Origin of the sequence: Paracoccus aurantiacus (assembly GCF_007993065.1) — a bacterium.
Classification (GTDB): domain Bacteria; phylum Pseudomonadota; class Alphaproteobacteria; order Rhodobacterales; family Rhodobacteraceae; genus Paracoccus; species Paracoccus aurantiacus.
This window is the reverse complement of sequence record NZ_VOPL01000040.1, coordinates 1-281: the sequence shown is the minus strand read 5'-3', so window position 1 is coordinate 281 and position 281 is coordinate 1. Positions and strand designations below refer to the sequence as shown.

General features: G+C 68.3%; 1 protein-coding gene. It reads left to right on the top strand.

Annotation, left to right across the window (positions count from 1 at the left end; translation table 11 throughout):
• Positions 1-281 (top strand): thiamine pyrophosphate-binding protein (locus FQV27_RS18760; protein ID WP_246133186.1); only part of this gene is annotated, 281 nt, incomplete at both ends.

Genomic DNA, 281 nt, shown 5'->3' with positions numbered 1-281 from the left:
ACGAAGACGGCGAGCGCTTCATCGACGGGGTCTGGGCGATCTTCGGCCATGGCAATGTGGCCGGCATTGGCGAGGCGCTGCACGGGATCGGGGACGCGCTGCCGACATGGCGCGGCCAGAACGAACAGTCGATGGCCCATACCGCGATTGCCTATGCCAAGGGGCAGGGGCGCAGGCGGGCACAGGCGGTGACCACATCCATCGGGCCGGGGGCGACCAATGTGGTGACGGCGGCCGCACTTGCGCATGTGAACCGGCTGCCGCTTCTGGTCATCGCGGGT